Annotated in this window: 20 protein-coding genes, 1 tRNA gene and 2 pseudogenes; 14 read left to right on the top strand and 9 right to left on the bottom strand. The window is 47.4% G+C overall.

Translation table 11 applies throughout. The features are described from left to right. The first annotated feature begins 90 nt into the window (after positions 1-90). A complete protein-coding gene (locus DFQ00_RS01775) occupies positions 91-1,728 on the top strand; it encodes a sensor domain-containing diguanylate cyclase (protein ID WP_110893525.1) in 1,638 nt (545 codons plus the stop codon). 157 nt (positions 1,729-1,885) lie between these two features. Here the strand turns inward: DFQ00_RS01775 and DFQ00_RS01770 are convergent. Then, a pseudogene (locus tag DFQ00_RS01770) lies at positions 1,886-2,050 on the bottom strand (Gfo/Idh/MocA family protein); the annotation flags it as partial. 231 nt (positions 2,051-2,281) lie between these two features. Between DFQ00_RS01770 and DFQ00_RS01765 the strand changes: the two are divergent. Next, positions 2,282-2,366: transfer RNA gene (locus DFQ00_RS01765), tRNA-Leu, on the top strand. Positions 2,367-2,424: 58 nt separating this feature from the next. Here DFQ00_RS01765 and DFQ00_RS01760 read toward each other — a convergent pair. Both DFQ00_RS01760 and DFQ00_RS01755 read right to left on the bottom strand, forming a co-directional pair. Beyond that, positions 2,425-2,622: a hypothetical protein gene (locus tag DFQ00_RS01760; RefSeq protein ID WP_110893523.1), complete on the bottom strand. Its 198-nt coding sequence runs from the start codon at positions 2,620-2,622 to the stop codon at positions 2,425-2,427. 245 nt (positions 2,623-2,867) lie between these two features. After that, entirely contained in the window at positions 2,868-3,455 is a 588-nt protein-coding gene (locus DFQ00_RS01755; RefSeq protein WP_110893521.1) for a helix-turn-helix domain-containing protein, read from the bottom strand. 470 nt (positions 3,456-3,925) lie between these two features. On the opposite strand from DFQ00_RS01755, the pseudogene DFQ00_RS01750 reads away from it, so the two are divergent. The 10 genes and pseudogenes from DFQ00_RS01750 to DFQ00_RS01705 all read left to right on the top strand — a co-directional run. Beyond that, positions 3,926-4,330: pseudogene (locus tag DFQ00_RS01750) on the top strand (phage holin family protein); the annotation flags it as partial. Positions 4,331-4,627: 297 nt separating this feature from the next. Continuing rightward, positions 4,628-4,915, top strand: a complete 288-nt coding sequence (locus DFQ00_RS01745; protein ID WP_110894066.1) for a Dabb family protein — start codon at positions 4,628-4,630, stop codon at positions 4,913-4,915. Positions 4,916-5,089: 174 nt separating this feature from the next. After that, positions 5,090-5,545, top strand: a complete 456-nt coding sequence (locus DFQ00_RS01740) for a DUF86 domain-containing protein (RefSeq protein ID WP_110893517.1) — start codon at positions 5,090-5,092, stop codon at positions 5,543-5,545. Between the two features lie 17 nt (positions 5,546-5,562). Further along, a complete protein-coding gene (locus DFQ00_RS01735; RefSeq protein ID WP_110893515.1) occupies positions 5,563-6,468 on the top strand; it encodes a DUF4261 domain-containing protein in 906 nt (301 codons plus the stop codon). Positions 6,469-6,652: 184 nt separating this feature from the next. Then, the gene (locus DFQ00_RS01730; protein ID WP_110893513.1) at positions 6,653-7,114 is read left to right on the top strand and encodes a YtxH domain-containing protein; all 462 of its coding nucleotides are present in this window, start codon (positions 6,653-6,655) and stop codon (positions 7,112-7,114) included. 267 nt (positions 7,115-7,381) lie between these two features. Further along, positions 7,382-8,191, top strand: a complete 810-nt coding sequence (gene racE / locus DFQ00_RS01725; protein WP_110894064.1) for a glutamate racemase — start codon at positions 7,382-7,384, stop codon at positions 8,189-8,191. Between the two features lie 229 nt (positions 8,192-8,420). After that, a complete protein-coding gene (locus DFQ00_RS01720; RefSeq protein ID WP_425271002.1) occupies positions 8,421-9,659 on the top strand; it encodes a M14 family metallopeptidase in 1,239 nt (412 codons plus the stop codon). Between the two features lie 206 nt (positions 9,660-9,865). After that, positions 9,866-10,168, top strand: a complete 303-nt coding sequence (locus tag DFQ00_RS01715; protein ID WP_110893511.1) for an iron-sulfur cluster assembly accessory protein — start codon at positions 9,866-9,868, stop codon at positions 10,166-10,168. A gap of 21 nt (positions 10,169-10,189) precedes the next feature. Next, positions 10,190-10,411, top strand: a complete 222-nt coding sequence (locus DFQ00_RS01710; protein ID WP_110893509.1) for a YuzB family protein — start codon at positions 10,190-10,192, stop codon at positions 10,409-10,411. Between the two features lie 237 nt (positions 10,412-10,648). After that, entirely contained in the window at positions 10,649-11,479 is an 831-nt protein-coding gene (locus DFQ00_RS01705) for an aldo/keto reductase (RefSeq protein ID WP_110893507.1), read from the top strand. Between the two features lie 309 nt (positions 11,480-11,788). Here the strand turns inward: DFQ00_RS01705 and DFQ00_RS01700 are convergent, their stop codons facing one another. The 4 genes from DFQ00_RS01700 to DFQ00_RS01685 all read right to left on the bottom strand — a co-directional run bounded on the left by DFQ00_RS01700 (position 11,789) and on the right by DFQ00_RS01685 (position 16,382). After that, entirely contained in the window at positions 11,789-12,520 is a 732-nt protein-coding gene (locus DFQ00_RS01700; protein WP_110893505.1) for a DsbA family oxidoreductase, read from the bottom strand. A 79-nt stretch (positions 12,521-12,599) separates the two neighbouring features. Continuing rightward, positions 12,600-13,031 carry a cytidine deaminase gene (locus DFQ00_RS01695; RefSeq protein ID WP_110893503.1) on the bottom strand — a complete coding sequence of 144 codons (432 nt, stop codon included), beginning with the start codon at positions 13,029-13,031 and terminating at the stop codon, positions 12,600-12,602. A 28-nt stretch (positions 13,032-13,059) separates the two neighbouring features. Further along, positions 13,060-15,015 (bottom strand): LTA synthase family protein, encoded by a 1,956-nt coding sequence (locus tag DFQ00_RS01690; protein ID WP_110893501.1) that lies wholly within the window; start codon positions 15,013-15,015, stop codon positions 13,060-13,062. A gap of 215 nt (positions 15,016-15,230) precedes the next feature. Next, on the bottom strand, positions 15,231-16,382 hold the full coding sequence (locus DFQ00_RS01685; RefSeq protein ID WP_110893499.1) for a THUMP domain-containing class I SAM-dependent RNA methyltransferase: 1,152 nt from the start codon (positions 16,380-16,382) through the stop codon (positions 15,231-15,233). Between the two features lie 202 nt (positions 16,383-16,584). Between DFQ00_RS01685 and DFQ00_RS01680 the strand changes: the two genes are divergently transcribed. Further along, the gene (locus DFQ00_RS01680; RefSeq protein ID WP_174812283.1) at positions 16,585-17,247 is read left to right on the top strand and encodes an O-methyltransferase; all 663 of its coding nucleotides are present in this window, start codon (positions 16,585-16,587) and stop codon (positions 17,245-17,247) included. A 133-nt stretch (positions 17,248-17,380) separates the two neighbouring features. On the opposite strand, the gene DFQ00_RS01675 is transcribed toward DFQ00_RS01680, so the two are convergent. Then, positions 17,381-18,592, bottom strand: coding sequence for an asparaginase (locus DFQ00_RS01675; RefSeq protein WP_110893498.1), 1,212 nt, complete (start codon positions 18,590-18,592; stop codon positions 17,381-17,383). Between the two features lie 427 nt (positions 18,593-19,019). Between DFQ00_RS01675 and DFQ00_RS01670 the strand changes: the two genes are divergently transcribed. Further along, entirely contained in the window at positions 19,020-20,222 is a 1,203-nt protein-coding gene (locus DFQ00_RS01670) for a cytochrome P450 (RefSeq protein ID WP_110893496.1), read from the top strand. A gap of 59 nt (positions 20,223-20,281) precedes the next feature. On the opposite strand, the gene DFQ00_RS01665 is transcribed toward DFQ00_RS01670, so the two are convergent. Further along, positions 20,282-21,493, bottom strand: a complete 1,212-nt coding sequence (locus DFQ00_RS01665; RefSeq protein WP_110893495.1) for an MFS transporter — start codon at positions 21,491-21,493, stop codon at positions 20,282-20,284. Positions 21,494-21,813: the final 320 nt, after the last annotated feature.

The following is a 21,813-nucleotide window of genomic DNA, read 5'->3' as shown; positions in this document are numbered from 1 at the left end:
GAAGATATTATTTTTCTTTATTGCTTCTTAACAACTTTGATATAAGATAGAGTGGATATGCCTTTTTATGAAAATCCGGGGGAACCAAACATGATTGCAAACGATGAAAAATCCAGATTAGGCAGAAAAGTCAGAAGATTCAGGAAAATCAGTCTTACCGCTTTGCTTAGCGGACTTGTTACAATTTCGGTGTTGATGACTTTGACCATCATGGTGATTACGTTGTATACGACCCAGAAACAGGAGCTGGTCAACAACACGCTTTCGCTGAATTATGCAAGTGCAGTGCAGATGAGCCAAACGTTAAACTCATTATTTGAATCCATGCAAAAGAGCTTGAAGCAGGGAGCGGACTATCTTAAAAATGTTGATTACAAAGATAAGGAGACCTTAAACAATACATTGAACTTAATTCACCAGAGCAGTGATTATTTTAACTCTGTTGCGCTTGTGGATGAGACGGGGCTAATGCAGTCCATTTCACCTTATTCTAAAGTTAGTGTTGGAAAATATGTGAAATCTGAGTCGGCCAAAGCGGCCATTAAAGCTAAATCCTCATACATATCGGATGCATATATTACACCACGTACAAAGCGAAGAATTATATTTATTAGTGAGCCGGTCTTTGGTGCTAACGGTAATTACAAAGGTACAATTGGTGGAAATATATATTTGCAGGAGAACAATATACTCGATTTATTGTTCGGAAGTCAATTAAAAGGTAGCAATGGGGCTTATTTCTTTATTGTTGATCATAAAGGCACCTTGTTGTTTCATCCAAACGTAAGCAAAATTGGGAAAAACATTAGTGAAAATACCGTGGTCCGCAAACTGTTGCAAAACAAGACCGGCAAGGAGCAATATACGAACCTGGAGGGTGCGAATTCGCTGGCAGGGTACTACAAAGTTCCTGCAACCGATTGGGGAGTAGTTATCGTATCACCCACTAAAATGGTATATGATCAGTTAAATCGTCAGATTGGACTGCTGCTGCTGTATACCTCCTTACCGTTTGTGTTGCTGACTCTTGTGGCGCTCAGAGTCGCCCGCAGGCTTGTGCAGCCTTTTGTATATTTGGCTAACCTGGTACAACAGGTGGACAAGGGACGAACAGAGCTGCCTGTTGTAAAGCCTCACTGGAACAGGGAGGTGGATCTTCTTACACGCACCGTAATCGGAGCTATGGCCAGCTTCAGAAACAAGACAGATCAGCTTGTGTACGATGCCAGAACGGACATGTTAACCGGTTTAAATAATCGCAGAACCTTCGAGGAGGTTATACAAAACTGGATTCATGAGCACATTTCTTTTGCAATCGTTGTGCTGGATATTGACCGTTTTAAGTTAATTAATGATACCTTTGGTCATTCAACCGGAGATGAGGTACTTAAACAGATTGCCAGACTGATTCAACTGTCTGTTCGACCTGAGGATGTTTGTTCCCGCTTTGGCGGGGAAGAGTTTGTGGTGTTGCTGCGGAATTATGATTCGAAGATGGCCTTTGAAATAGCTGAACACATCCGAATCTCTGTTGAAAAAAGTGTGCTGGCAGTTGATCGCAGAGTAACCATCTCGGCAGGTATTGCAGAATTCCCACTGCATGCCCGGTCTGAAACCGAATTGTTCCATTTAGCGGATAATGCATTATATCTGGCAAAGGAAGAGGGACGTAATCGTACCATTGTGATTCAGTCGGTAGAAAATAAGACACCGATTAGCAACAAATAACAAGCAGAAGCAGGCCCTAAGCAGGGTCTGCTTCTGCTTGTTATTTCCCTTGAGAAGAGATGGGCAAGAGCTTCGCTTTGTGTATGCTGCTTTATTCTACAAATGGGGGACGCAGCATATCAAGTTTCATGCTCCGCATTAAATCGAGCCCTGCTTGATCATATGCTTGACCAGAACTGCCAAACCGAAGCAGGGTAGCCTGAGAGTGTTCAAGGTGGCGTGTAGCGACAGCCTGAATATATGCACCTGCTTCAACTGCGGCGGGGTAAATATTTGTGGACGCGTGAAAGCCGGCTCCGACAAAGCAAAGTTTTGATTCCATCCCATGCAAGCCTCCTATCAGCTTTTTAAATAACTGTAACCGGATCAGGTTGTACGTTCCTAAACATAGGCGGTTTACAAAGAACAAAAAAGGACAAATGTCCCATCGGGACAAGTAGATAAAAAAGTGGTTGCAATATATTTACGTAACATGTATACTCTGAATTACGGTAAAACAAGGAATTGCTTCACCGGATGCCATTTTCATCGTTGATGAGGAGACGCAACATATGCGGTCGTGGCGGAATTGGCAGACGCGCACGGTTCAGGTCCGTGTGGGCTAACCCCCCGTGGAGGTTCGAGTCCTCTCGACCGCATCAGATAAAAAAGGTTTGTACGCTACCGATATGGTGGTGTACAAACCTTTTTTTGTATTCAGGACTCCTGTTTCTGGATACGGTTCTGCCTGATCATAGCGGTGAGCAGACCGGATACCATTCCAGCCAAGCCACATAAGGCAACACAGCACATTAACGGGTATGGAGCCAAGCGTAACAGAAATGCAATTCCGCTTCCTAACGTGGTGCCTGCAAGAAAGCCGAGTGAGAGACCTATCGGTTTGTGTGACTTCATCGTTTCACCTATTTCCTGGATCAGAGTATACAGCAGATGTAAGCAGCTTTCGTTCTTGTACTTCGGCGTTTAGAATATGTAGTCATACCTTCGCTGTGTGATATCATTTTGTGGTATTTGCGGGGAAACTATGCATCCGTTATAACTGGAAGTTCAGGGCGTGCCGAATTTGTATTTAAAAAAAGCTTTGCCTTCCCTGCGGGAGACAAAGCTTTTTGGCTGTTCGCTGTTTAAGTCATGATCGCTTACGATTTTTTCAGAATCACATCTGCGAACAAAATAGTTTTCGGGATGCGGAAAAATTGCTCCGCTTGTTCCTGAAACGCGGCAGAAGGCAGCGTTCCCTGATGCAGCCATTTGCGGAAAGTGCCGGGGTGAACCCCGATCCAGTGGCTGACATCTGTCACCGACAAATCATGGACCATACACAGGCCAGTCAGAATACGGTTACTCACCGGTGAGCGGGTGACCGTTCGCTTCATAAAGCGTGATGGCTCGGGTTGACAGATAACAGGACTGTTACGCACGACTTCTTCATTAAAGAGAATATGCCGCGGATAGCCAAGCAACTGACAGGTTTTGTCCAGATTGGTGCTGCCGGGTATTCGCCCTTCATACACCCACGCGCTTACACTGCGTGAGGAGATCGAGAGATCTTCGGCGAGCTGAGACAATTTAATATCGTTGGCCATCAGCACGGCAAGAAGAACACGATTGCGGATTTGACAGCGTGTCGGTTTACGGAACCGCTTGACGCGGACACCTTTTCCCAAATATTTACGGTTGATCAGAGACCACGCCTGGATGGAATGTTGTTCTGGTTGATTAGGCATATTTCCTCCGATTTTTTTAACCAAATACTACAATAAAAAAAGAGGTACTTCAAGTGTCCCATTTACCTGATTTAAAACCGAAAGAGTGCTGTCTCAGATGAAAGAGGGAACTATGAACTAGACTTCATGTTAAACACATCCTAGTATATTCCTAGATTACAATGATTCACTAAAAATGATGGAATGATTTGTGCAGTATTCAATAAAAAATAGTTCTATAGAACTAACTATAGGTCTTTGGGACTTTTATGTGTTTTTTTGCTTACATCACGCTGTTTATATCTCTGAACGTTCATTCCTGAATATAATTTTTTTGATATGAATGGACTCTGATATGCGCAAATCTGAAATGATAAATCCGCATCCTCTGCAAGGCAGTTGAACTGTCACAATCTCTCATTCTCACATATATTGTAGGGTACTCCAGGCGAAGTTGAAGGGTACCCGGAGGAAAAGAAAACAAGGGAGAGGTGAGGAACGTGAGTCCAGCGGTGAGTACGTTTACTGCCATTTCAGGTGCGTTTGTAACGTTTGCTTTTGGAGGCTGGGATCAGCTGCTTAGTTTGCTCGCAATTGCTATGGCTGTTGATTACATTACAGGTCTGGCGGCGGCTGTGAGGACGGGAACGGGACTCAATAGTAATATTGGCTTCTGGGGGATCGCGCGTAAGGGATTGATGTTGACGATTGTTCTGCTGGCTCACCGCATTGATCTGATTATGGGAACTGACATTATCAAAGGTGGTGCTATTTACTTTTATCTTGTGAATGAATTGATCTCGATTACTGAGAATTACGCCAAAATAGGCTTGCCACTACCTAACAAGCTTAGACAGGCCATAGCTGTGCTTAAGAAGCAGGAGGAACAAGGGCGTTTGCCTGACCGCGAATGGGCCAAGCCGCTGGAGTCTTCCACAAATATGTATTCACCTGCAGAGCATGATACAGAAAATGTTGGGACACCCGGCAAGGAAGAGGAGAAACCAGAGAACGGGAGGGCAGCTTCTGTTCCGCAGCCGGAATCGGGCAAGGGCCCGCCAGAATAATTTTTTCGATGTTAGGGAAACCATGCAGGCATCCTTCCGTATTAAAGAGTGATATGATATATTTTGGATACACGAAACATTGCAATAACATCCAACTATATTAAATCAAACGAGGTGTTTGGCCAGATGATTAAACATATTGTCCTGTTCAAAATGAAAGATCGCTCTGCAGAAACTATTGAAGCTGCTGCCCAGGTTCTTCGTAATCTGGAAGGCAAGATTGATGTTCTGATCTCGCTTGATGTAGGAATTGACGTCTTGCGCTCAGACAGATCATTCGACATTTCATTAACTGCGGAGTTTGCTTCGCTGGAAGATCTTCAGGCGTACCAGGTTCACCCTCTTCATCAGGATGTTATCAAATATATGAACGAAGTTAGAGAGCAATCCATCGCTGTTGACTATGAGTTCTAATAAGTTAAACATTCTACTATGGGTTTAAAGGGGAATCTGCATGAGCGATTTAAGAGACGTTATGGAATTTTTATATATTTTTATCGTGTTTCTGATCGCGTGCCCTGTTATGATCTTCTGGCTCAAGCGCAGAGGCAAACGAAATAGATAACTCACTGAACAGGAAGTGAATGAATGTATTATGTGAATAGGGACCAGATCGCTCGCCGGCTTCATGCTGTACCGGAAGTGGCGGAAGCCCTCAGGCATGCTGTACAAGCATGGGATGGGGGTCTGGTGTTAGGAATGGTACAGGAGCGCTGTCTGCATCTGGCTATCGAGATTGTGACCGATGTGGGCAGTTATCTCATTGACGGCTTCATTATGAGAGATGCAAGCAGTTACGATGATATCATTCAAATCAACTACGAAGAAAAGGTGTTTGATGAATCCACGTATGAGGCTTTGCGCGAGCTTGTCTTATTGCGTAAACCGCTCGTGCAAGACTATTACAGCTGGCAGCGTGAAGCGCTTCATCCGCTAAGCTCAATATTGCCGGAGATTTTAGAACAATTCTCCAGTCAGGTCAGCACTTATGTGGAAAAAGAACTTGGTCCTTTTCAGGGAAATGAAGGCCAAGGGACCGAGTAAGGAATGAGGGAAGCAGTATGGAGAATGAAGAATCCAAAGAAACTAGTTCAGGCAATCGTGAAGGGGATGAGCTCGCTTCGGGTTTTCACCCCGTATACATGGTTGAATTTCTGTTCAGAGAGCGACCGGAGCTGAATCGGCATATGTTGCAGGAGGCGTTGATTAAACGTACAGGACAAGGCCGACTGGATGTCAAGCAGGGGGAGAATGAGCACGATTTGCAAGAAATGCTCCTCTTCTATCATCTGGAGCACAAGGTTGCTTTTCAGGAAGGAAGCATTCCGGCTCAGACTTGTATCCTTCCGGTGCATGAGATTAAAGAGCGTAATCGTTTTGCGGGGGCGCTGCAGCAAGCCTGGCACTGGCCTGAGGCGGGACAGGCTGTAGCTTCAGCGAGGTACGCAATTCGTATTCATGATCTCTTTACTGCTGCCATGCCGCGTAAGAAACGTCTGGATTTGTTCCAGAAGGCGGTACTGGCTGTGTTGGATACGTTAGAATGTGATGCAATTTACTGGTATGGCAGCGACAAGCTGGTTGAGCCTGAAGGTTATGTCCTGTCGCAGAAGCGTGAGGAACACCTCTATGCAGCGATGAATGTGCGGATGTATCAGGCAGGAGGCACGGAGGAGCAACGTGAACTCGTGATGGATACAGTCGGTTTATCAGCTCTTGGTGTGCCGGATGTACAATGTCACTTTAGAGGCCTTGAGCCGGATACCGTTGCCCAGACGCTACTTGGCGCTGCGTATTACATATTTGATCAGGGAGATGTGCTTCAGGATGGTCAGACATTAGGCTCATCTGGTGGGCGTCGCTGGCGCTGTGAGCATCAGACTGCTTTAATCGCACCAGGGCGATATGTCATTGATCTGAATCCGGGAGAAGAGCATGCTGTGGCTGAGCAGCAGTCCGTTCGATAAAATGAAATAGCGATGGGCCATCTCAACCGGAGTGGGGGAGTTCACTTTTTTTCCAGTTCGGAGTGTCAGATCAAGCCCTTTATGCTTATAATGCATCAACAGAGTAGGCATTAGCCCAGAAAAGCAGATCATATGGCCTCTGTGCAGATTGATGCCGAAATCAAACTCAAGGGAGAGATTAAATATGAAGGATTCAAACAAAAACTTGTTGTGGGGCGCTTTAATCGGATCGGTCGTTGGTTCTGTCACTGCACTGTTGCTTGCTCCTAAATCGGGACGTGAATTGCGTCAGGACATTACAGATGGCGCTCGCCAGGTATCGGACAAAGGCCAGGAGCTGGCTTTCAAAGTCGGGGAACAAAGCTCGCAGCTTGTATCCAAAGTGAAGGAAACAGCAGATGTGGTTATTAAGGATATTCAGTCCTGGCGCTGCTCGTCGGATGGCAAGGAAATTCGAATCTCGGCCACAATTACGGATACAGACAAATTAGAAGAACAGGCACAAGATCAAGCTCAGACTGAGGAGATTCAGGCTGAGGAGCAAGTTCAGGAGCAAAGTCTGGCTCCAGAAGCTGTATCAGAAGAGCAAGGTACAGGTAACGTTGTTCAGCTCCCTGTAGCTGATGAGTCCAAGGCTCAGAGCTAAGAAATAAACAGGTTTAATGTATATGGATATGAGCAGGCTTTCCCGTTGTGGAGCAAAGCCTGCTTTGTTGTGTGTTCATGCGCTGCATGACGATGGGCGGTATGCCTCTGAATTTGAACACGGCGATGAAATCGGGTAAGATGTAGGTACCTTTTTGCCGGGAAGTTCATAGAGTAGGTAGAAGGCTTTTTGAGATGCACTATAGGTGAAAGGCTTTTTGATTTGTGTTATCAGAATGAATTTAATGAAGAAGGAAGCGGTGTGTTCGTGCAGCAAGCTATTGCTATATTAGACTCCGGTGTAGGGGGATTGACGGTTGCGAAGGAAGTGATGCGCCAACTCCCACGGGAAAAGATCATTTATTTTGGAGATACTGCCCGGACACCGTACGGACCCCGTTCGTCCGAACAAGTGAAACAATTTACGGAGCAAATCGTTGATTTTTTAATCCAGTTCAATCCGAAAGTTATCGTTATCGCCTGCAATACCGCGACAGCCGCCGCATTGGAATATATTCGGGCCAAGGTGAATGTGCCTGTGATCGGTGTTATCCATCCGGGGGCAAGAGCAGCCATTATGGCAACACGAACCGGACGAATTGGTGTGATTGGAACGGTAGGTACCATCGGAAGTGGAGCATACACATCGGCACTCAAGCAGCTGTCTCCATATGTAGATGTGGTCAGTCAGGCTTGTCCGGCGCTGGTGCCTCTGGTGGAGCAAGGTGAATTTCGTTCAGAACATACCACCCATACGGTGGACCAGGCGCTCGGAGAGATTAAAGGGCAGCCTATTGATTGTCTTATTCTTGGCTGTACACATTATCCGTTTCTGATGGACACCATTCAGGATGTGATGGGGCAAGAAGTGAAGCTTATCAGCTCAGCTGATGAAACAGCCAGAGAGATCAGTACGATATTGTATGATAAACGCAAGCTGGCTAGCGGGGATGAAACGCCTGTTCATCAGTTTTTCTGTACAGGTGATCCGCGCATGTTCCAGAACATTACGAAGCAGTGGCTCGGAGAGCAGATCTCCAAGACACCTGTCGTCTGGCAGGTTACACAATTATCCTAATATGCATATGCTTGTGATAAGGGAATTATCTATTTTCGGACCTGGTGAACAGGTCCGTTTTTTTGTGTTTTTATGAGTGTTCCTATTCTTTGTTTCATAATGGAATTCCCTATCAAGGGGTCTGCGAACGATGTCACATGACGGACAACCAGGCTCGCATACGTATAATACAGACACGGTCAGGCAAGAGCCGGACAGGGAGAAACGGGTCTGTGGGAAGGAGAGCAATATGGAACTGCAATGGATTATTGTGAAAAAAGGAGATACGCTGCCGCGGATTGCTTCCGCATATCGGATGACCGAGGAATTGTTATGTGCACTGAATCCTGAAGCTGCGGCTCAGCCCTATTTGCTTGCTGGACAGATGCTGCGTGTGATGCCAGGAACGGGTCGCAGATATGCGGTTCCACCGGGAGAGACTGTGCACACAACGGCACTGCGTTTCGGATTGACAGAAGAGCGGCTGCGTGAGCAGAACCCCGAGCTTGCCGGTATACAGGATTGGAGTGGTTGCTGCATTCATATTCCTGAGGCTGGAGGAAACAGGGTTATAAATATCAAAGGTGAGTATGGATATCGTGAACTCATGAAAGACATACAGCAATTGGAGTCGTGTTATTCCTGCATTGAATCCGGCACGATCGGTACAAGTGTGATGGGGAAAGCGCTGCCTTATGTACGAATCGGCAATGGTCCTCGCCACGTTCATGTGAATGCATCGGTTCATGCCAATGAATGGCTGACTTCACCGGTGCTGATGAGGTGTATTGAAGAATATGCCGCGGCATATCACTCCAATGCAATGTGGCATTCATTCGATCCGAAGCGCTGGATGCAGGAAACGACACTATGGGCCGTGCCTATGGTCAATCCAGACGGGGTAGAACTGGTTCAGGAGGGGGTGGTGAATCATCATGTATATGAGTCCCAATTACTCGAATGGAACGGTGGTCGTACACACTTCACGCATTGGAAGGCCAATATTCGCGGGGTGGATCTTAACGATCAATTCCCTGCTCATTGGGAAGAGGAGGTTGCGCGTAGAGGGGTTACTTCGCCTGGACCCCGGGATTATGCGGGAACTGCGCCCTTAACGGAACCGGAGGCACAGGCGCTTGTGGAGTGGACACAGCAGCATGATTTTGCGGCTGTGGTTTCCCTGCATAGTCAAGGCCAAGAGATTTACTGGAATTATCGGGATCTGGAGCCGAGAGAGAGTGCACCGCTGTCACGCAAGCTGGCCAAAGCTTCGGGGTATAAAGCAGTGAAGCTTGGCGGTAGTGATGCCGGTTATAAGGACTGGTTCATTCAGACGTTTGGAAAGCCGGGTTTTACGGTGGAGGTGGGTCTTGGCGTGAATCCGCTGCCTGTGGAGCAGTTCGATGACATCTGTGTGGAAGTAGGCAGGCTGCTGGCAGCACTGTTATCCCATGGCTTACGTGAAGAAGGAAGCTCTGTTAAGCGATGAGCGCGAAAGAGGGTTTATGGATCTGTACAGCAACGGGCGCCGTGAACGGTGTTCGTTGTTTATTTTTTTATAACAAGCGTGATTCTACAGGTTATTCACATCAATGTTATTGCGAATAGTTGCAACTTTCTTTACAATAGATGCTGGAGTCCAAATGAATGCTGAAATTGTTGAAACCAGCAATGACAATATAGGAGATGAATTGAATGAACTGCAAAATTACTCGTAATGCAGCGAAAGTGCTGAAGCTTGAACTGGACAAGCCGGAGAACGAAGGCAAATTATTGCGTGTTGTGATTACACATGCGCACGGAGATCACGCTCACTATGGACTTGATCTGGATACGCCAGGAGATAATGATACCGTGGTATCTACGGATAAAGGCATTGATGTTATTTTGGAAAATGGTCAACCTATGCTGGATGGCGTCAAAATTGATTACCTCTACTTGCCTGAGGAAGGGTTTGTCATCACGAATCCGTCCAAGGGTAACCACGGCGACCACTAAGGGAGCGAAGAAGGGGAAACCATGGCTAACGATATCCGCGTATGCGAAAAATGTAATCATATTCGATTGAAGTCGATCGTGCCCAAGCTGGAGAAAATGGCGCCAGGCACAGAGATTAAGATCGGTTGCAAGTCGTATTGCGGCCCATGTGCAAAGCGTGCCTTTGTATTCATTAATGGCCGCTACATCAGTGCGCCTTCGGAGGAAGAGGTACTCGCCAAGGTCGCGAAGTTTGTGAAGTAATAGCCCAACGCTGCAGACCATTGTACAGGCAGAGCAGTGGCTTGTGCATACCGAACAGGCTACATTCTATCCAGAATCAGCACGTACACAGAGAAAAATAATACGTTCCTTTTACAACGAACCTGTAGGCAATTAGCCTGCAGGTTTTCTTTTTTTTTGATTGGGGATAACGCTTAGAATTCGGTCAGAAGGTTAATAGAGCAGAGAGCGGGCAAAAATCAATACGGGAGGTACAGGATGACAAAACATATTACGGATTGTACAATTCTGAACAACGGAGTGACAATGCCATGGCTTGGAATCGGAACCTATAAGGCCAAGGGGAAAGAAGTGCAGGAGTCGGTAGAGACTGCACTGGAGGTCGGGTATCGGAGCATTGATACGGCATCGGTCTATGGGAATGAGGAGGAAGTGGGACAAGCCATTGCGCGTAGTGGGGTTGCCCGTAACGAGTTGTTTGTAACGACTAAGCTTTGGAATGATGATCAAGGCTTCGATTCCACGCTTCGAGCTTTTGAAGCCAGCCAGAAGGCACTGGGTCTGAATGTCATTGATCTGTATTTGATTCATTGGCCTGGCCGGGATCAGTACAAGGAGACGTGGAGGGCGTTTGAGCGTTTGTACAGCGAAGGAAGTGTTCGCGCCATTGGTGTAAGTAATTTTCAGGTGCATCATCTGCGTGATCTTATAGATGAAGGTGGTACGGTGCCTGCGGTGAATCAGGTGGAATTGCATCCTGGACTGATTCAGCAGGAATTACAGGATTTCTGCGGAGAACAGGGAATACAGCTGGAGGCTTGGAGTCCGATTATGAAAGGTAAACTGAATCACGATTCTACACTCAAAGGTTTGGCTCAGAAGTATGGCAAAACACCAGCTCAAATTATTTTACGCTGGGACATTCAGAATCAGATTGTCACCATTCCTAAATCGGTAACTCCTGCACGGATACGAGAAAATGCGGATATTTTTGATTTTGAGCTGACGCCAGATGAGCTGAGACAGATTGATGCGCTGGATGCAGACAAGCGGACGGGACCGCACCCGGACCAGTTGTTTTGGGATTAAGGGGCCAAGCTAATTGTCTAATAGATGGACGTTGGTGAAGCGCCGGTGTTGAATCGTTCTTTCGATCACTGTTGTATTCGAATACAACGGCGAACGCTCCGCTTCTACAGAAGCGATTTCTTCCCCTCCGCAGCAACGTTTTGGAAATTGAGCTTCGTAAAGTAGGGGGCAGGAACTAAACGGAGGGCTTCGCTTTCAGCTCTGCTTGGGGAGCTTGAGGGCAAATCGTAAAGACAGCTAACAGCAACCTCTAACCAAAAAAGCAGCAGGATCTCGGGAATTGTTTCCCGGACCTGCTGCTTTTTTGGGTTAGTTAGACGGTTTGTTTGGAGGGATTTCGCATCCCTCGTCAGTGCATACACCGCCATCTGCTGCGGCATCTGCAGATTCAACGATGGTGAATGGGGAATGCTCATCCCATGCTTTCTGTAATGCATTCAGGAACACTTCATCAGGCTGTGCCCCGGAAACGGCAAATTTGCGATCCAGTACGAAAAATGGAACACCCTGGATGCCGAGCTGTGCGCCCTCTGCTTGATCCGCACGAACGTTTTCAGTGAATTGGTCGCTGGACAAGACTGCAGCTGCAGCATCGCGATCCAAGCCCACTTCCTGAGCCAGATCAGCTAACACCTCATGGTCACCTGTGTGTTTTCCTTCAATAAATACGGCTTGGAACAAGCGTTCACTCAGTTCCAGTGCTTTGCCTTGTGTATCCGCCCAATGAGTCAAGCGGTGAGCAGCGAAGGAGTTCGTAGGGACCATGGCATCAATGTTGTATTCAAGACCAGCGGTACGCGCATTAGCATTCATCTGGGCGTTCATTCCCCGAGCCTGCTCCTCGCTGATGTTGTACTTTGAAGTAAGGTACTCGGTGTTCGTTTTGCCGCTGTTCAGTTCTGCATTGGGATCAAGCTCAAAGCTTTTGAATTGCAGCTTCACTTGGTCACGGTGAGGGAACTGCTCCAGTACGTTTTCCAGACGGCGCTTACCAATATAACAGAAAGGGCACATAAAATCGGACCATACTTCAATATTCATTCTATTTATAACCTCCATTATGTTTGCAATTGAAACCGTTATAGTTACAATTATAAAGCGACTTTCAATTATTCGCAAGTTAATCGTGTTTATTGCGATAAGCTTTGGACCAATGATCAGGCTGAAGTTCATTTAGCGTTTTGAAAATAAGCTTTCCAGCGGGATCATATACTGCAGCTTTCACTTCCTCGCCCCAGAAAAAGAGGCGCTCCTGACAGATTCCGCATGGCGTGAGCACTTTAAATGCAGAGTTCTCATCATCTCGTGCAATGCAGAGGGAATGTGTTACGCGTTCATTTAGTTTGTGGGCCTCCAGGTATGCTCCGGTTTCCATACATAGATGAACGGCGTCATTTATGACTTCTGGTGCCACGCTGATAAGCAAAGAACCAGCATCGGTATAGACGGCTCCGGCTCCGCCCCATCCTTGAGGATAACGTTGCTTAACAAATTCGGCGGCTGCATCAAACAGGTTTTGTTCGATTTCATGTGAACGGATATTGGATGTCATGTTGTGATATTCTCCTTTTTGGAACGGCTTACTGGTTTTCCTCGCGGAACTTGCGAATCAGGTCATAGGTAATCAGAGTGTCGGAAACATGCAGATGCTGGGATGCTTGCTCAAAACCGGCTTTGCAGGCATTGATATCTGTTGTTTCGTGTGTCGAAAGATCATAACAGGACCCGCTTGTGTAGATATAATCATCTGAGGGAAGGTAGAATACCTTGCCATCCGTGAACGAGCGGTTACGCAGAACGACCATCCGTTCCGAGCCATCGTATACGTCACTCCCCATATGGTAATAGGATTCATCGGATATCCCAAGCAAATGCAGCACCGACGGTGTGATATCCAGCTGTCCGGCTGGCTGCTCATACGTGCCGGCTTTCGCTCCGTCCGGTAAATGGACCAGCAAGGGGACTTCGTTCATTATCTGGGCCATATCGAGATCATTCAGCGAGCGGCCGAGAAATTTTTCGTATTGAGGTTTGTCCTTGATGGAGCTGTCGTGGTCACCGTAGAACATAAAAATCGTCTTCTCCCATAATCCGCGATTTTTCAGGTCCTCCACCATACCGCCGAGCGCTGCATCTACGTAATGAACGGACTGCAAGTAATTCCCGAACATGGTACCCTGAAATTCACCCACATCCAGCTGCTGTTTATCTTTAGGTATGGAGGCATAGGGGTGGTGGCTGCTAAGTGTGATAAGGAACGAGTAAAAGGGCTCTTGAACCTCGCTGCTCATTTTCTCTACGGATTGACGGAAAAAGGATACATCCGACAAAGACCAGCCAAGCGGATCGTCTTCTACAAAATCATTTTTGCTGTAAAACTTGTCATATTTCATATTCTGGTACATCGTATATCGATTCCAGAAGCCGCTCTCATAGGCGTGAAATACGTTGGTGCTGTAACCCTGATCCTTCAAAATGGAAGGCAACGAGTCGTACGTATGGTCCGCGTAACGGACAAATGCCGATCCTGACGGAAGAGGATGCAGCGAGATGTTGGCGCCAAAGTCGGCATCCGATGTTCTGCCCTGTCCGGTCTGATGATAGAAGTGGCTGTAATATTGGCTCTCTTTCATCAATTCATTAAAATGGGGTGTGATCTCCTGGCCGCCAATACGTTGCCCGATCATAAAATTCATAATGGCTTCGCCCTGCACAATAATGACGTTGCTGTCTTTATATTTTCCAAACAAAGCCTGATTGTTCTGTAATGTATTCGACTTCTGTCGATCTGTGAAATAAGCCTGCACCTGCTCAACATCGGCTGGATCAGCCTCAGCGCCGGAACCGATGTTGTCCTTGACATATGAGTATACATCATAGCCGTGAAACGCCAGCAATCCGGTTACGTTGTACATGGATACATTCCACCAGTTGTTGTCAAACAGTCCTTTGGCCCAGGTTGTGCTGGAATGATAGATGGGTCCTACGCCGAGGCCGAGTCCCAATACAAGTGCTATGCTACCTGCGAGCAGGCGGTGGTGGAGACGTTTATGACGTGAGGATGCTTCAGCATATCGACTACGCTTGCCGAACAGCATAATGACTGCGAACGGAACGACAAGCAGCAAGTCGGCAAAAAACCAGACATCATGCGCATGGATTAACGTAGCGATACTGTCGCCGAGGGAATCCACCTGCCGAGCCTGTAATAGCACCGGAACCGTAAGGAAATCCTGAAAATAGCGATAATAGACCATATCGGCATAGATTAGTGCGGTAAGAAGCAGATGAAGGATGGCAAGGGCTGCGATCATGCCTCTACGTGGCAGCCACCAGACCCAGAATGACAGGAGCAGGAGTGAGCCGACGGCAATGACTTTGTCGATCAGTCCCATCGTAATGTTGTAGGCATGCAGATCATGATGCAGCAGCATCAGTTTAAGCAGAATGAGTACAGTGAAGATGACATATAACGTCAATGGATGACGCAGAAGCCTGCGCGCTCTGGAGCTTCGCATAGGCTGAGTAATAACCATGTGTGTTCCCCCTTTATAAAGATAGGATGATGATAGATCGTAATGACAATGAAAATAAAACGAGTTCGTTTGTTAACGCAATGTAAAGCAGAGCTTCATATATTATAGCGTGACCGGCAGGCATTTCAACTATGCTCGTCATAAGAGGCTGTTTCTAAGACAACGCAAAAAACGCCCTGACCTAAGAAGGCTGGAGCGTTTCTGGAATCTCTGTTCTAGGCTTGCGGTGTTTTGTTACGCGGGGGAAGTGGGCCCAAATACTGATAGTACTGGGTTTCAATTCGTCCGTTGAACAGCTTGCGGCGCTTGTCCGCTTTGTGTCCGAAATACTCTTCAAATGCTTTGGTAGAGGTGATTGCAAAAAACGACCATGTCGGCATCTCCAGGTAACTGCGTCCTAAGGAACGGAGCAGCTTCTGTACTTCCTTTTCTTCACTCAAGCGTTCGCCATAAGGAGGGTTGGTAATAATAACGCCATACTCGCCTTGAGGTCTGGCCCGATGGGCTGGCAATACGCTGACTTCAATATCTTTGGCAAAGCCCGCACTTTTGATTGCGGCCTGTGCAACCTCGATGGCTTCGGGATCAATGTCACTGCCAGAGATCTGGAGTGGCACATCATCACGCACGGCATCAAATGCTTCTTCTCGCGCTTGTTCCCACAGCTCCGCAGGGATGATGTCCCAATTCTCTGAATTGAAGGTGCGGCGAAGACCTGGTGCGATATTCCAGCCAATCATAGCCGCTTCAATCAGCATTGTGCCTGAACCGCAGCATGGATCGTAGAACGGGCGCGATACATTCCAGCGGCTAAGCTGAATCAATGCGGCTGCGAGCGTTTCTTTGAGTGGTGCTTCCGTAACAAGTTTGCGGTATCCGCGTTTGTGAAGTCCTGGGCCTGTGGTGTCAAGTGTGAGCAAGGCGCGATCATTCAACAAAATGACCTCCACTACATAACGTGCACCATTTTCAGGAAACCATTCGGTGTGATGTGTCAGCTTGAGCTTTTCGACAATCGCCTTTTTGACAATACCTTGAGATGCAGGTACGCTACTCAGCTGGGACTTCTGGGATCGTCCTTCTACAGGGAACTCACCGTTCGCGGGAATCCATTCTTCCCAAGGCAGTGCTTTGGTGCCCTCAAACAATTCATCGAAGGTGGTCGCAGGGAATTCACCCATGTTGACTAGTACGCGGTCCGAACTTCTCAGCCACAGGTTACAGCGGCAAATATCAATGTAATCTCCTGTGAAAAATACCCGGCCGTTATCGACCTTGGCATCCTCATACCCCAGTTGTTTCAGTTCCCGGGCAACAACGGCCTCAAGTCCCATCGCAGAGGTTGCAATCAATTGCAATCGAGCCATGTGATTCATTCAACTCCATTTCCGCGCCGCAGTGGGCTTACCCTCTGGCAGCGATATAGTGACGGTGCGGCCTTGCCGCTTTCCGTGAAAAAACTTACAATGAGTAATGCGGTCTACACCGTATCAATTTCAATGCAGGTGATGCAGTGTTCATTATTCTGTGTTGGATAACAAACATTCATTATAAAACATTGGCATCCATATGAAAAGCAGCCCAAGGAGGAACTTCGTGGTGAATTTGACCCCTGACGAATATGTAAATCAATTATTTCAAGAGGATGAGCTCTTGTTGAAAGTGAAAGAAGCCATTCGGGCGAATGGCATGCCGGAGGTTTCGGTGGCGGCGGCTTACGGTCGTCTGTTAACCTTTCTGGCAAAAACGGCGAAGGCTGAAGCCGCGCTTGAAATCGGTGTACTGGGCGGGTACAGCGGCATCTGCCTGGCTCGCGGGTTAAGCGAAGGTGGCATCCTGACTTCACTCGAACTGAAGGAAGAGTACGCAGCGATGGCTCGCGGACATCTGGAGGAGGGTGGCTTCGGTGACAAGGTGGAGTACCGGATCGGGCCTGCGGCAGACAGTCTGGAGCAGTTGGTACAAGAGGGCCGCACCTTCGATTTCTTCTTTATAGATGCAGATAAAGAAAATTATCCAGTATATCTCGATTACGCGATTCGACTTGCGCGCCCAGGTGCAGTCATCGTAGGGGACAACTGCTTCCTGCGCGGCCGCACGCTGAACCCGGACAAGCAAGGTCCAGCCGTGCTTGCCGTTCGCCGTTTCAACGAGCAGATGGCGAGTGATCCGCGTCTTGTCACCACTATGCTGCCTGACTACGATGGCTTGGTGCTCGCTTGGGTGAGGTAGATCAACTAAACTTAATGAAAAGCTCAATTTCGTAGAAATTTAACGTGAAAAGAAAAAACAGCCAAAAAAGCCGAGACAGGATAAATATCTGCTTCGGCTTTTTTGGCGCATTTATAGCGAGGGTTTAGTAGACTTACACCTGTGGTGTGCCGTAGGTCTCAAACCATTTTTTAATGGTATCAAAATCATCACTGAAGGAGAGTCCGAGCATCAACAGGATGCGTGCTTGCTGCGGGCTGAGGTTATCCCCGGCAATGATGCCCTTACCGCCGCCATAGACGCTGCCAGAGCCTGTCCGGGTAGTGGTTACGAAAATAACTCCTTCTTCAATCGCCTTGGTGCGCGCTTGTCCCATTGCTCTGGAGATGCCTCCTGCACCTGTGCCGGAGGTGACAATGCCCTTCACTCCGCTTTTCACAAAGCCCTCGATGGCTCCACCGCCTGCTTCCTGATAGGAAATTGCAATCTCCACCTTGGCGAGATCGGATTTGGTGATTTTACTTAGATCAAATACAGGCTTCGCTGTGCCCTCCGGTTTCATGGCGCGTGCAGGAGCGCGATAGATTCGAATGTTTTCCTCATCAATGTAACCGACAGCGCCGAGCATCGGGGTTTCAAAGGTATCTGTCCGGTAGTCATTGGTCTTGGTTACGCCACGGGCAAGCTGAATCGTATCATTAAGCATCAGTACGGTGCCAAAGGATTTGGTTCGTCCACTGCCTGCAAGTTTGATGGCGTTGTAGAGGTTTGCTTGGGCATCAGAGCCGATAACCGTCCATGGACGCATAGAGCCTGTAATGATAACCGGTTTGTCACTTTGAACCGTCATATCAAGGAAGTAGGCAATTTCCTCCATTGTATCTGTGCCTGTCGTTACCACAACGCTGTCATATTGGGATAGTGCTTTATCTACTGTTTGAGACAAATCGTAGAGGTCAGCCATGGAATAGGAGCCTGAGCCTGAGTTGCCAAATTGCAAGGTGCTAACATCAGCAATTTTTTGCTTATCCGGCAAATCCTTGACCATGTCCGCAATGAGCAGTGTGCCTGCCTTATAATTTTGGAAGCTGGTGGAATCCTCGGATTTCCCGGCAATGGTCCCGCCAGTACCGATGACAAGCACATTAGGGAGAGGGGATTGTTTGGAGGATTCCGGCACAGCCGGGATGGTTGTGTTTCGTGCTGGCGTGGTTGGTGCAGGCTGAACAGCGCCTGTCGTGCCCTTCACTTCTACGGTAGCCGCCTGGGCAGCGTACGTCCCTACAGGGGATAGGGATAGGGTGAGGGCAGTTAATGCAGCGGTACTCCAAACGGCCCAAGGACGAAGGTAAGATGATTTTTTCATGATGACACGCTCCTTCAAGTGAAATGTGTGTTAGGTATTCTCTTTTTTTATGTAAGTAGATTGAGATTATCTTATTTCATGTCATTTAATATAACAAACAATAGATGATATAGTAATAACGTTTACATTCAAAGTTTAATAGAGAAAAAGGGTTATTTTACCGATAAAACAGCCGAATTTTAAAAAAGGTTTATTTGTTTTGAGGAGAGATTTTGAGGAGAAAGAAGAGAGTTATAGATTTTTAATGCATTATATGTAATGAAATATTACATAAATGTATCTTCGACAACGTCGGAATCGTTTGCAGCAGAAAGCTAGGCCAGAAGTCTTATTTATACTGCTTTGCTGGAATTCGCATCCAGTTGTGTATATAATGATATAGAACGAATATGTAAATAAATATATAATATTGATTGGAGGAAACACGATGAAACAAGCGCCCCGAAAATATGCCAACTACATCCCGATTCGGGAATTGCACAGCAAGGAACGGCAATTATTCCCCTTCCAGGTGTATGCAGAGCTTCGTGAGAACACTCCAGTCCGATATGATGAGCATCGTGAATGCTGGGATGTGTTTCGTTATGAAGATGTGCAGTATGTGTTGAAAAATCCAAAGCTGTTTTCCTCCGAACGTAACCGCACGAGTTCCAGCATGCTCACCACAGATCCGCCCAAGCACAAGCAGCTGCGTGATCTGGTTAATCAGGCGTTTACTCCCAAGGCTATCGAAGCGCTGGCACCGCGAATCCAGCAGATTACGGATGAATTGCTGGCACCGCATCTATCGAATGGAAAAATAAATCTGATTGATGACCTCGCAACGCCGCTGCCCGTTATCGTCATTGCTGAGCTGATCGGTGTTCCGGCTACGGATCGCCGGGAGTTCAAGCATTGGTCGGATGTGCTGGTGAAAGGTGCGCGGGATGACAGTGAAGAGGCTTTTCAGGAGCTGGTCCAAGAGAAGCAGCGGAATATGCAGGAGTTATATACCTATTTCGCAGCAATTCTGGAGCAGCGCCGGGCGGAGCCGCAGGAGGATCTCATTTCCTTGCTGCTGGCCGCGGAAATTGAAGGCCAGCAGCTTACTACAGAGGAAGTTATAAACTTCTGTATTCTTCTGCTGGCCGCAGGCAACGAAACGACCACCAATCTGATTGCCAACGCAGTACGTATCCTCTCTGAGCAGCCCGAACTTCAGCTCGAATTGCGTGAACACCCGGACAGAGTTGCGAGTGCCGTGGAGGAGACGCTGCGATATTATCCGCCAATTGTAGCGATTGGACGTGTAGCCAGAGAGACGGTGGAATTAAACGGGCAAACGATTCAGGCGGGAGATCAGGTTATCTCCTGGGTGGGAGCAGCCAATCGTGATGCTGCGCAGTTTGAACATGCGGATAAATTTGTGACAGATCGCAAGCCGAACAGACATATGGGCTTTGGATTCGGAATTCATTTCTGTCTCGGCGCACCGCTGGCTCGTCTGGAAGCAAGAGTTGTACTTCATACACTTCTCCAGCGCATAGAGCATATACAACTGGTTTCTGAAACAGAGCTGGAGCCGATTCAAAGCGCTTTTGTCTTTGGTGTAAAAGAATATCCTGTTCAATTTAACGCACGTCGCATATAAAAAAGAAAGCCGCTTTCACGCCCATTTAAGGCTGAAGCGGCTTTTTATATATTTTTCGGTTACGATTCGCTTATCCGCACTGGTTTTTTGTACAGCTTGAGTCGAACCCAAACCATATTAAGCAACAACAGAGCGCCAGAAACGATAAACAGTCCCTCGATACCAATAAATCCGGCTAGAAATCCGCCGATGATCGCGCCCAGCATGTTGCCCAGTGCCAGAGTACTGGTATTAAAGCTAAAGGCTCGGCTGATCATGCTGTCAGGTGTGTATCCCCGAATCAAGGCATTTACACTCGGAAGCAAGCCGCCCATAAATACACCCATGACGAAACGAACAAGTATAAGCTGCCATACGCTTTGAACAAAGGCCTGCGGGATTAACATCAGACCAGTGCCGATAAGGGAAAAGGTCAGCACCTTATGTGAGCCAATGCGGTCACTGAGCTTTCCGAGTACAGGCGACATGGCCATATTGGACAGCCCTGTGACTGCACCGACCATTCCTGCCCAGAAGGCTACGTCCACTGCGGTTCCGTGCAGCTTTTGCACATACAAAGGCAAGAGTGACATTGGGCTGATCATTGCAAATTGCAGCAGGAATGTCACGGCGAACAATGCTGGCAGCTGAGGTGCTTTACTAAGCTCCTTCAGACCGGATAAAACCGATTGATCCGGTAGCTTGGCCGCTTGTTGACGGTCAAATTTCTCACGTACCAGAAACATCGCTAGCATGGAAGCCACAAAGATAAGCCCGCCCGTAATATAAAAAATAGGACGAAATCCCACTGCATCAGCCAGCAAGCCGCCGATCAGAGGTCCCAGAATAGTACCTGCCACCTGCCCGGACTGACTGATGCCCATGGCAAAGCCCATGCGATCCTTCGGCGTCGTGCCCGAGATCAGAGCAACGGCCGCCGGATTGAAACCGGAGATGGTGCCATTTAACAAACGTAATAACAGGAGTTGCCACGGATTCTGCACGAAGCCCATCAGTGCGATAACGATAGCCATTCCGAATCCGGACCGAAGCAACATGATTTTACGTCCGTATTTATCGGACAGCTTGCCCCAGAGTGGTTGAAATATAAAAGAGGTGAAGAAATTGGCTGCGAAAATAAATCCGGCCCAGATGCCAATTTCATGCTCTCCTACAACGCCCAGATCTCTGGCGAGAAATAGCGAAAGAAACGGGGTAATCATGGTCATACCTGCATTGACCAGAAACTGTCCGAACCAAAGCACAATGAGGTTAACTTTCCATGTTTTCAAAGTGCTTTCACTTCCTTTCAAAATGTTTTGCAACTCTCGGTGCGAAGTTTATCTGTGTTTCTCAAAAAAAGCCATTCATTCATTATATCACAATTGTCATATTGAAGAGGTGTCTATGATTACTTCAAATACGGAATCTCGATGATCCTTGAAGGTGGTGTTTACAAATACATAGATGACAGGCTAAACCGATGATATAAAAGAGGGTGTAACGAATGTCATAGTATTGTCACTTGGAACACATCCCCAAATGGTTGTTACGGCTCTTTAAAAAGGGCATAATGGTAGTTATGAGTCCAAAAACTATTGGAGGCTTCTTA

Origin of the sequence: Paenibacillus barcinonensis, from assembly GCF_003217495.1 — a bacterium.
Lineage (GTDB): Bacteria > Bacillota > Bacilli > Paenibacillales > Paenibacillaceae > Paenibacillus > Paenibacillus barcinonensis.
The sequence above is the reverse complement of the archived record's forward strand: the minus strand, read 5'-3'. Positions and strand labels throughout refer to the sequence as shown.

Bases quoted from the DNA above. Each gene is read 5' to 3' on its own strand.
- DFQ00_RS01775 (WP_110893525.1), top strand. From the start codon at position 91: ATGATTGCAAACGATGAAAAATCCAGATTAGGCAGAAAAGTCAGAAGA.
- DFQ00_RS01760 (WP_110893523.1), bottom strand. From the start codon at position 2,622: ATGAAGTCACACAAACCGATAGGTCTCTCACTCGGCTTTCTTGCAGGC.
- DFQ00_RS01755 (WP_110893521.1), bottom strand. From the start codon at position 3,455: ATGCCTAATCAACCAGAACAACATTCCATCCAGGCGTGGTCTCTGATC.
- DFQ00_RS01745 (WP_110894066.1), top strand. From the start codon at position 4,628: ATGATTAAACATATTGTCCTGTTCAAAATGAAAGATCGCTCTGCAGAA.
- DFQ00_RS01740 (WP_110893517.1), top strand. From the start codon at position 5,090: ATGTATTATGTGAATAGGGACCAGATCGCTCGCCGGCTTCATGCTGTA.
- DFQ00_RS01735 (WP_110893515.1), top strand. From the start codon at position 5,563: ATGGAGAATGAAGAATCCAAAGAAACTAGTTCAGGCAATCGTGAAGGG.
- DFQ00_RS01730 (WP_110893513.1), top strand. From the start codon at position 6,653: ATGAAGGATTCAAACAAAAACTTGTTGTGGGGCGCTTTAATCGGATCG.
- DFQ00_RS01720 (WP_425271002.1), top strand. From the start codon at position 8,421: ATGGAACTGCAATGGATTATTGTGAAAAAAGGAGATACGCTGCCGCGG.
- DFQ00_RS01715 (WP_110893511.1), top strand. From the start codon at position 9,866: ATGAACTGCAAAATTACTCGTAATGCAGCGAAAGTGCTGAAGCTTGAA.
- DFQ00_RS01710 (WP_110893509.1), top strand. From the start codon at position 10,190: ATGGCTAACGATATCCGCGTATGCGAAAAATGTAATCATATTCGATTG.
- DFQ00_RS01705 (WP_110893507.1), top strand. From the start codon at position 10,649: ATGACAAAACATATTACGGATTGTACAATTCTGAACAACGGAGTGACA.
- DFQ00_RS01700 (WP_110893505.1), bottom strand. From the start codon at position 12,520: ATGAATATTGAAGTATGGTCCGATTTTATGTGCCCTTTCTGTTATATT.
- DFQ00_RS01695 (WP_110893503.1), bottom strand. From the start codon at position 13,031: ATGACATCCAATATCCGTTCACATGAAATCGAACAAAACCTGTTTGAT.
- DFQ00_RS01690 (WP_110893501.1), bottom strand. From the start codon at position 15,015: ATGGTTATTACTCAGCCTATGCGAAGCTCCAGAGCGCGCAGGCTTCTG.
- DFQ00_RS01685 (WP_110893499.1), bottom strand. From the start codon at position 16,382: ATGGCTCGATTGCAATTGATTGCAACCTCTGCGATGGGACTTGAGGCC.
- DFQ00_RS01680 (WP_174812283.1), top strand. From the start codon at position 16,585: ATGAAAAGCAGCCCAAGGAGGAACTTCGTGGTGAATTTGACCCCTGAC.
- DFQ00_RS01675 (WP_110893498.1), bottom strand. From the start codon at position 18,592: ATGAAAAAATCATCTTACCTTCGTCCTTGGGCCGTTTGGAGTACCGCT.
- DFQ00_RS01670 (WP_110893496.1), top strand. From the start codon at position 19,020: ATGAAACAAGCGCCCCGAAAATATGCCAACTACATCCCGATTCGGGAA.